The 8572-nt window shown below is 45.7% G+C and carries 8 protein-coding genes; 2 read left to right on the top strand and 6 right to left on the bottom strand.

Translation table 11 applies throughout. From position 1 onward, the window contains the following. Positions 1 to 79 precede the first annotated feature (79 nt). Positions 80 to 952: a LysR family transcriptional regulator gene (locus GY683_RS07185; protein ID WP_297288087.1), complete on the top strand. Its 873-nt coding sequence runs from the start codon at positions 80 to 82 to the stop codon at positions 950 to 952. A 62-nt stretch (positions 953 to 1014) separates the two neighbouring features. On the opposite strand, the gene ruvA is transcribed toward GY683_RS07185, so the two are convergent. From ruvA to GY683_RS07165, 4 genes are all read right to left on the bottom strand, one after another. After that, on the bottom strand, positions 1015 to 1644 hold the full coding sequence (ruvA, locus tag GY683_RS07180) for a Holliday junction branch migration protein RuvA (protein ID WP_297288086.1): 630 nt from the start codon (positions 1642 to 1644) through the stop codon (positions 1015 to 1017). 65 nt (positions 1645 to 1709) lie between these two features. Then, the gene (gene fba / locus GY683_RS07175) at positions 1710 to 2747 is read right to left on the bottom strand and encodes a class II fructose-bisphosphate aldolase (RefSeq protein WP_297288085.1); all 1038 of its coding nucleotides are present in this window, start codon (positions 2745 to 2747) and stop codon (positions 1710 to 1712) included. Between the two features lie 165 nt (positions 2748 to 2912). After that, entirely contained in the window at positions 2913 to 3212 is a 300-nt protein-coding gene (locus GY683_RS07170) for an entericidin (RefSeq protein WP_297288084.1), read from the bottom strand. Positions 3213 to 3450: 238 nt separating this feature from the next. Next, on the bottom strand, positions 3451 to 4656 hold the full coding sequence (locus GY683_RS07165; protein WP_297288083.1) for a phosphoglycerate kinase: 1206 nt from the start codon (positions 4654 to 4656) through the stop codon (positions 3451 to 3453). A gap of 265 nt (positions 4657 to 4921) precedes the next feature. Between GY683_RS07165 and GY683_RS07160 the strand changes: the two genes are divergently transcribed. After that, positions 4922 to 5308, top strand: coding sequence for a septal ring lytic transglycosylase RlpA family protein (locus GY683_RS07160; RefSeq protein ID WP_297288082.1), 387 nt, complete (start codon positions 4922 to 4924; stop codon positions 5306 to 5308). A 206-nt stretch (positions 5309 to 5514) separates the two neighbouring features. Here the strand turns inward: GY683_RS07160 and GY683_RS07155 are convergent, their stop codons facing one another. Further along, positions 5515 to 5952: an HIT domain-containing protein gene (locus GY683_RS07155; protein WP_297288081.1), complete on the bottom strand. Its 438-nt coding sequence runs from the start codon at positions 5950 to 5952 to the stop codon at positions 5515 to 5517. 84 nt (positions 5953 to 6036) lie between these two features. After that, the coding region (mfd, locus tag GY683_RS07150) for a transcription-repair coupling factor (protein ID WP_297288080.1) at positions 6037 to 8572 on the bottom strand (2536 nt) is incomplete at its 5' end.

Genomic DNA, 8572 nt, shown 5'->3' with positions numbered 1-8572 from the left:
TAATAAAAAATCAATTTTGTTATTTATTTCCAAACTTTTTTTTATTAAAATAAACCAAATTTATTTGATACTTATTATTATGAACACCATAAACCTAACCACCTTCGTCACCGTCATGCAGACTGGCAGCATCTCTGGCGCTGCCGAGAAGCTTTTTATCACCCAGCCTGCCGTCAGTAAGCGCATCAAGAACCTTGAGAGTGAATTTGGCGTGACGCTGTTTGACACCGTGGGGCGTGGTATCATCGCCACCTCTGCCGCACACGATCTATTGCCCTATGCCAAACGATGGCTTGAAGATTACGAATCTTGCCGTGCCAGCCTTCAACACTCAAAAGAAACCGCCAGTGGCCGACTGGTCATTGGCACCAGTCATCATATCGGGCTACATCATCTAGCGCCCGTATTGAAGCAATTCATTCAGACCTATCCTGCGGTGCAGCTAGAAGTGAAATTCATGGATTCTGAAGAAGCGCATAAAGCGGTACTTGAAGGTGAAGTCGGCTTGGCATTCTTGACCCTGCCGCCTACTTATGACCTGCGTCTAAACTACCACACACTATGGTCAGACCCACTGTATTTCGTGACTGGCACATTAAGCCCACTCGCCCAAAAAAGCGACGTCACGCTATTACAATTAGCGCACCACCCTGCCATTCTGCCCGCGGCGAATACCTTTACCAGTCAGATTACCCTATCAGAATTCAACCGCAACAATCTACGCCCCTACGCGACAATGACCACAAACCCACTCGAATCAATTCGCATGCTGGTCTCTATCGGGCTTGGTTGGTCTGTACTGCCAGAGACCTTGATTAATCACGAACTAGTTAAAATTGACATGGCAGAAGATTTTGAATTGCAGCGTCACTTAGGTCTGGTAACCAACCCAAATCTTACGCGCTCCGCCAGCACACAGGCACTCTTAGATCTGCTATCCATCAGCGACTAAATGCAAAAAGACAGAATATCTTATTCTGTCTTTTTTATTAATGAACAACATTACGTTAATGGTTAAAAGCCTGATAGCTGTTTTAATGATGCTTTTAACAAGGTTGAGATATTCACATCACCCAGACCAAGCTGAGCTTGCTTGATGGCGTTTTGAGCTTCCTTTTCTTTATAACCCAGCCCGATTAAGGCGCTTTCAACCTCTGCGATGATCTGCATTTGATTATCCGCCTGCAGGCTTACATCAAAGAACTCACCCTGTCCACTAAGCTCGCTGATGTCTGAGCCGAATTCTAGCAGTTTGCCTTTTAGCTCGATGATCAGACGCTGAGCGGTCTTTTTGCCGATGCCTGGAATGCGCACAAGTGCCGAATCGTCCTCGTGCTCAACAGCGCGCTTTAATTCACCTGCTGATAATGTCGATAACATCGCAAGCGCCATCTTCGCACCAACACCGTTAATCTTGATGAGCTTTCTAAAGACATCGCGATCTTCTTTTGTGCCAAAGCCATACAGTAGCTGCGCGTCTTCGCGAACATGCAGATGCGTATAGATGCTGGTCGGCTCATTTAGGCTAAGTTGGCAGAATGCAGGGATGGGCAATTCAATCTCATAACCCACACCACTTTGAGTCATCACACACACTAAGGGTGCATTTAGATAGCATACTTCGCCTTTGATTAATCCAATCATATTATAGTCCTAATATCAATAAAATAAGGGCGCAAATCATTACGCCCTTATTCGATGAGTTGAAATTATTGATAATATTCAACCATTTTTTCAAGAGAAATTGGGCGAATCTTGCTGGCATTACCCGCTGCACCGAATGCTTCATAGCGTGCCACACAAATCTCCTCCATCGCCTTCATTGATGCTGCTAGGTATTTACGAGGATCGAATTCAGCAGGATGGTCGTTTAGGAATTTACGAATTGCACCCGTGCTGGCTAGACGTAGGTCGGTATCGATATTAATCTTACGCACACCGTGCTTAATGGCATCTACCAACTGCTCAACTGGCACACCATAAGTCTCACCGATGTTACCACCGTTCTCATTGATGATCTGTAGCCACTCTTGTGGTACTGAGCTTGAGCCGTGCATTACAAGGTGCGTATTTGGCAGTGCCTCATGAATCTCTTTGATACGGTCGATCGCTAGGATATCGCCTGTCGGTGGACGAGTAAATTTATAAGCACCGTGTGAAGTACCTACCGCGATCGCCAACGCATCGACATTCGTATCAGCAACGAACTGACGCGCTTCTTCAACAGAAGTTAATAGCTGGCTGTGATCAAGAACACCTTCTGCGCCCACACCATCTTCTTCGCCAGCCATACCAGTCTCAAGACTGCCTAGGCAGCCGATCTCACCCTCTACCGATACGCCGCACGCGTGCGCCATTTTAACCACTTCACGAGTCACGCTCACGTTATAGTCATAGTCAGCAGGCGTCTTGCCATCTTCACGCAGTGAGCCATCCATCATCACCGAGCTAAAGCCAAGCTGGATAGAACGTTGGCAAACGGCTGGGCTGGTACCGTGGTCTTGGTGCATTACTACAGGGATGTGTGGCCATTCTTCAACTGCAGATAGGATAAGGTGGCGCAAGAATGGCGCACCCGCGTATTTGCGAGCACCTGCTGAAGCCTGTACGATAACTGGTGAATCAGTCTTATCTGCTGCCATCATGATGGCACGCATTTGCTCTAAGTTATTCACGTTAAAGGCAGGCAATCCATAAGCGCGCTCGCCTGCATGATCAAGTAGTTGGCGCAATGATACTAGTGCCATTATTATCTCCTAATGCGATAAATCTTCTAAAATCTAACTAAAAATACCAAAATTTCAACAGGATGCATTATAACAAATTATCATATTATCGCCTAGTTGATTTTTGGAAATTTTATAACTTGCAATAAAAAAGCCCAATCAAGTTGAGCCTTTTTATTTATCAGATCAGTACTTTTGATCTTCTGGAACTTTTGCTTCTGCGCTGTCGGCATTAGTCACGGCATCTGCCATAGCACCAACTTCTTTGGCTGCTTCAGAAGTCTTATCAGCAGCAGTTTGTACGCCAGACTTAGCAGCTACATTCTGTGCGGCAGCTTCTGCTTCTTTAGCTACTGCAGCGGTGTTCGCTGCGATGTCAGTTTTGGCAGCATCGGCTGTCTCTGCAGCTTTATCTTGGGTGTTTTGACTGCAAGCTGCTAAAGCAAATGCGCCGACAACAGCAGTAACGACAAGTAATTTTTTCATAAGAATTCTCTTTAGTTAGTTATTGGTTTTTGTGCATGGTTATTTAGATAGTTTATAGCATCATTCAAAAATGAACAGTCAATTTAATCATGACTTGCTTTTAGGCTTCTAATGAGCACATTACTAAAAAATAATGCCGTTAGTTTAGCCTTGTCAAATAAAATTTACAAGGCTAAATCTGACAAAAGCAACAAAAAATAACAATTCGTTGGTAAACAACAAAGGTTCGCTTAGATGATTAAGCATTCGCCTCATCTAACGCCTTAATGGCAGGCAATACCTTGCCCTCGACGAATTCTAGGAACGCGCCGCCACCTGTTGATAGATAGCTGACATCATCTGCCACGCCATATTTATCAATCGCGGCCAGTGTGTCACCACCGCCTGCAATGCTGAAGCCTGCACTGTCTTTGACTGCTAATGACAGAATTTGCGTGCCTTTACCGAATTTATCAACCTCAAAGACACCAACCGGTCCATTCCACAGAATGGTCTTAGCACCCTTGATAGCATCTGCGATGACGTTGGCGCTATTTTCTGCCACGTCTAGGATCATCTCATCATCAGCGATGTCATTAACAGACTTGGTAATCGCATCTGCCTTTTCTAAAGAACCTAGGAAATCTTCAAAATCAATCTGAGACTTCTTAGCAACCACGACGTCGGTCGGCAATAGAATGTTCGTCTTCGTCATGATGGTCTTGGCAGTATCAATCAGATCCGCCTCATATAAAGACGCACCCACGTTCACGCCTGTCGCTGCCAAGAAGGTATTGGCAATACCACCGCCCACGACGATGCTGTCACAGATGTCAGCCAGACTTAATAGAACATCCAGCTTGGTTGAGACTTTTGAGCCACCAACAATGGCAAGCACAGGCGCGTCAGGCTTATCCAGCGCACGAGACAATGCCGACAACTCTTCTGATAGTAGATTGCCTGCGCACACAGGCTTACCTGCCGCTGCCGCTGCGCGAATCACGCCCTCGGTTGAGGCTTGGGCACGGTGGGCGGTGCCAAATGCATCCATAACGAACACATCACACAGATCGGCGTACTGCTGTGACAGCGATTCGCTGTTCTTTTTCTCGCCTGCGTTAAAACGAACATTCTCAAGCAAAGTAATCTCGCCTGCCTTAGCATCTACGCCCGCTGTTAGATAATCTTTTGAGAAGTTCACAGGGCAGCCCAACGCTTTGGCAAGGTAGTCCGCCACGGGTGCTAGCGAATATTTCTCTTCAGGTTCACCCTCAGTAGGACGACCTAGATGTGAACAGACAATGACCGCCGCACCTTGATTAAGCGCATCTCTTAGGGTGGGTAATGCCGCCTGCAAGCGTACATCACTGGTAATAACACCATCTTTAATTGGCACGTTCAAATCCTCACGAATCAGTACACGCTTACCTGATAAATCCACATCCTTCATTGATAAAACTGTCATGTCTATCCACCTTGTTAAGTTATATTGACTTAGGATTTTCACCTAAAATTACCATATTTTTGCGCGAATTATTATAAACAATTCACTGCCACCCTGCAACAAATACACCAATAATTTGCTAGGCGCAGATTTAGCTTTCACAAAATCGTGAGTATTTTAGCCCAATCCATCTAAAAGTTATCATTTTGTAAAGACAAAGTAAAGCTGTGGCATATCGCTTGCAAATACAGTATAATGAGCGTCCATTTTAACCAACAAGGTATTTATGCGAAATTATTTTGGTGCTTTTTTAGCAATCATGCTTGCCACACAAGCCGCTCATGCTCAATCAACGACTGCATCTTATTATGCAGACAAGTTCAACGGTCGCAAAACCGCCAACGGCGAAACGTTCAGCAACCGAGGCATGACCTGCGCATCGAACCAATACAAACTTGGTACCTATGTGGAAGTAACCAACCAAAAAAATGGCAAATCCATCATCTGTAAGGTTAATGACCGCATCGGTAAAGCAGGTCGCATCGACCTTACTAAGAACGGCTTTTCTCAGCTTGCGCCACTGTCTCAAGGTCTGGTTAAAGTTTCTGTAAAACCCGCACAAAAGAACGAGCCTAAGCAAGAAGAACAAATCAGCTTAGCCTACAACGAATAATCACCCACATAAAAAATCCCCAACCGAATGATTGGGGATTTTATTGCCTATGAGAAAGTATTGTTTTATAAATCACGTGAGTACTAAGTAGTTAAGATTGGAATGGCAAAAGCCCCGTTTAGGTAACGGAGCTTTAATGGCAATATATTTAGTAGTATGTATGACATACTTTTAAAATAATTTAAGACCAATCAACAGCTTAAACCTTAAACACTCATCTTCCAATCAAAAGGCATTTCATGATGTCCGCGCAGTGCCATCATCAAGGTCTGCTGCATGTGCTGTAAGACTTCTTTGGTATAAGGAATGGCAGGCATACCCCACACAGGGTTCGGCCAGCGACTGTCATTTTGGTAGCGGACGATGTGATGAAAATGCAGCTGTGGTACTTGGTTGCCCAATGCTGCCACGTTCATTTTATCCGCGCCGAAGATTTTGGCCATTTGGCTAGATACCCAGCTTGACTCACGCAAAAACTGCACTTGATCAGCAGGTGATAGCTCGTAGATTTCTTTAACGCCCGACACGCGTGGCACAAGAATCAGCCACGGAAATTGGCAATCGTTCATCAAACGAACGGTAGATAATGGAAAATCCCCCACCAAAAACGTATCTTTGGCTAATGTTGGATGTAGTTGAAACATTACTTTTCTCTTTTAATTAATCAAATCTTATAAATTGTGCTATTGTAACATAAAATTTGGGGTGTGTTGAGTATTTATAGCAAGCTAGCCTTTATCTTTTGATGAATTACCACTCAGATAACTTAACAGCTCAAACACCGCATTCGTCCGCCCTACCACGTCTTTTTCATCTTTAAAGGTGTATTTTAGCCCTGTCGCCCCGTTCATGCGATAGCCGTCATTAGACTGAATGAGCTTGATAATCGCAAGTCCGTCCACGGGCGTGTCCGCCTTAAACTCCATACTAAGCCCATGAGCGGTTACGTCAATTTTGCTAATGCCAAGCGGTATGCTCTGCACTCGCATTTTGTGCACCAAAAACAAATTGGCAAGGGCGGTCGGCATCGCCCCAAAACGGTCAATCATCTCGGCACGCATCTCATTGAGCTCGTCCACCGTCTCAGCATTGGCGATACGCTTGTAGCATAGCAGTCTTTCATGAACGTCCGCCAAATAATCGCTCGGTATCAAGGCGGACGCATGAATGTTAATATCACTCACCAAATCAAGCGGTGTGGCAAGGCTTGGCGTATTGCCCGATTTTATCGCTTTGGTGGCACGTTCTAACATATCCATATACAGCCCAAAACCAATGGTCTGCATATTGCCCGACTGCTCCTTGCCCAAAATCTCGCCTGCCCCACGAATCTCCAAGTCCTCGCTGGCTAGCATAAACCCCGCCCCAAGCGTATTGGCTCGGCTAATGGCATCAAGGCGTTTTTTGGCATCAGTTGTCAACCCCTTGATAGACGGTACAAACAAATAACAATACGCCTGATGATGAGACCGCCCCACTCGCCCACGCAGTTGGTGCAACTGGGCAAGCCCAAACTTATCGGCTCGGTTGATGATAATCGTATTGGCGTTTGGCACATCAATGCCTGTCTCAATAATGGTACTGGCGACCAGCACGTTGGTTTTTTTGTGATAAAAATCACTCATGACATCGTGAAGCTCTTTTTCTGCCATTTGCCCATGAGCCACGCCCACACGTACCTCAGGAATCAGCTCGGACAAGTTCTCTGCCACCGTGTCAATGCTCGCCACGTCATTGTGCAAATAATACACCTGCCCCCCACGCAAAATCTCACGCAAAATCGCATCTTTGGTTGTCTGCTCGTTTTTTGCGGCGACAAAAGTTTTAATGGCAAGCCTTCTGGCTGGCGGTGTGGCAATGATAGAAATGTCCTGCATACCCGACAAAGCCATATTGAGCGTGCGTGGAATGGGCGTGGCGGTCATCGTGAGCGTGTCCACGTCCGCTTGCATGGCTTTGATTTTTTCTTTATGGCGTACGCCAAAACGGTGTTCTTCGTCAATAATCATCAAGCCCAGATTTTTAAATTTGACATCATCTTGCAAAAGCCTATGCGTACCGATGACAATATCCACCTTGCCGTCCGCCAAATCAGCCAGTACCTTGTCTTGGGCTTTTTTACCAACAAAACGAGACAAGCTTTCAATCTTAATCGCCCAATCAGCAAATCTGTCCTTAAAGCTGTCCTCATGCTGTCCCGCCAGTAGCGTGGTTGGCACAAGCACCGCCACCTGATAGCCTGCCTGCACCGCAATGAATGCCGACCGCATGGCGACCTCCGTCTTGCCAAAACCCACATCACCACAGATAAGCCTATCCATGGGCTTGGTCTGTTTCATGTCAAACATCACCGCTTCAATGGCACTTTGTTGGTCGGGCGTTTCATCATAAGCAAAGCCACTGGCAAACAGCTCATAACTTGCCATGTCAATGTCAAAGCTAATGCCCTGTTTGGCATTTCGCCTTGCCTGTACATTCAAAAGCTCCGCCGCCACATCATAAATGTCGGTCAAGGTCTTTTGGCGTGCCTTGTCCCACTTGCCTGAACCAAGTTTTGACAATTGCACCGCCTCTGAATCTGTGCCACTATACCGCCCAATCAACGCAAGATTGGTAATCGGCACATAAACATTGGCATCATCGGCATATTTGATATGGATAAATTCCTGCTCGCCCTCACCCACATCAAGCACAACAAGCCCTTGATACCGCCCAATGCCATAAGATAAATGCACGACAAGCGACCCCTCGATCATCTCGCTCACCGACTTTACCAAAAAGGCTTGCGATAAGGCATTTTGGCGTTTGCGTTTGGTGGTGGCGACCACCCGCCCAAAAATTTGCGTTTCGCTAATAACGCAAAAGCCTTGACCTTGCTCATTTTTTAACCATAATCCACGCTCTATCGGAGCAACGGTTAGGGCAATTTTTTGGGTAAATTTATCCAAATTCGCCAAAAATTCACCAAAATCCGCCACCGTGTCGCTGTCAAGTTTGCCTTTTAATAATTCTAAAATAATCTCACGGCGACCTGCACTTTCACACACCAATAAAATCGGCTCATCACACGCCCCCACAAAGTCCAAAAACTCGCCCAACGGCTCGTCTTTTTGATGATTGATTGGTAAATTGGGAACGGTGTGGGCAGTAAATTGGCGAAATAAGGTCAGTGGATTTTCTTTATTGCCCAATACCGCCCTCGGGTAAGTCTTTAAAGAATGAAAAAATTCATTGCTTGGCAAATACAAATAATCAGGGGGTAGG

Source organism: Moraxella sp. (assembly GCF_024227015.1).
Lineage (GTDB): Bacteria > Pseudomonadota > Gammaproteobacteria > Pseudomonadales > Moraxellaceae > Moraxella.
This window is presented reverse-complemented; position numbering and strand designations above follow the sequence as displayed.

Bases quoted from the DNA above. Each gene is read 5' to 3' on its own strand.
- GY683_RS07170 (WP_297288084.1), bottom strand. From the start codon at position 3,212: ATGAAAAAATTACTTGTCGTTACTGCTGTTGTCGGCGCATTTGCTTTA.
- fba (WP_297288085.1), bottom strand. From the start codon at position 2,747: ATGGCACTAGTATCATTGCGCCAACTACTTGATCATGCAGGCGAGCGC.
- GY683_RS07155 (WP_297288081.1), bottom strand. From the start codon at position 5,952: ATGTTTCAACTACATCCAACATTAGCCAAAGATACGTTTTTGGTGGGG.
- GY683_RS07185 (WP_297288087.1), top strand. From the start codon at position 80: ATGAACACCATAAACCTAACCACCTTCGTCACCGTCATGCAGACTGGC.
- GY683_RS07160 (WP_297288082.1), top strand. From the start codon at position 4,922: ATGCGAAATTATTTTGGTGCTTTTTTAGCAATCATGCTTGCCACACAA.
- ruvA (WP_297288086.1), bottom strand. From the start codon at position 1,644: ATGATTGGATTAATCAAAGGCGAAGTATGCTATCTAAATGCACCCTTA.
- GY683_RS07165 (WP_297288083.1), bottom strand. From the start codon at position 4,656: ATGACAGTTTTATCAATGAAGGATGTGGATTTATCAGGTAAGCGTGTA.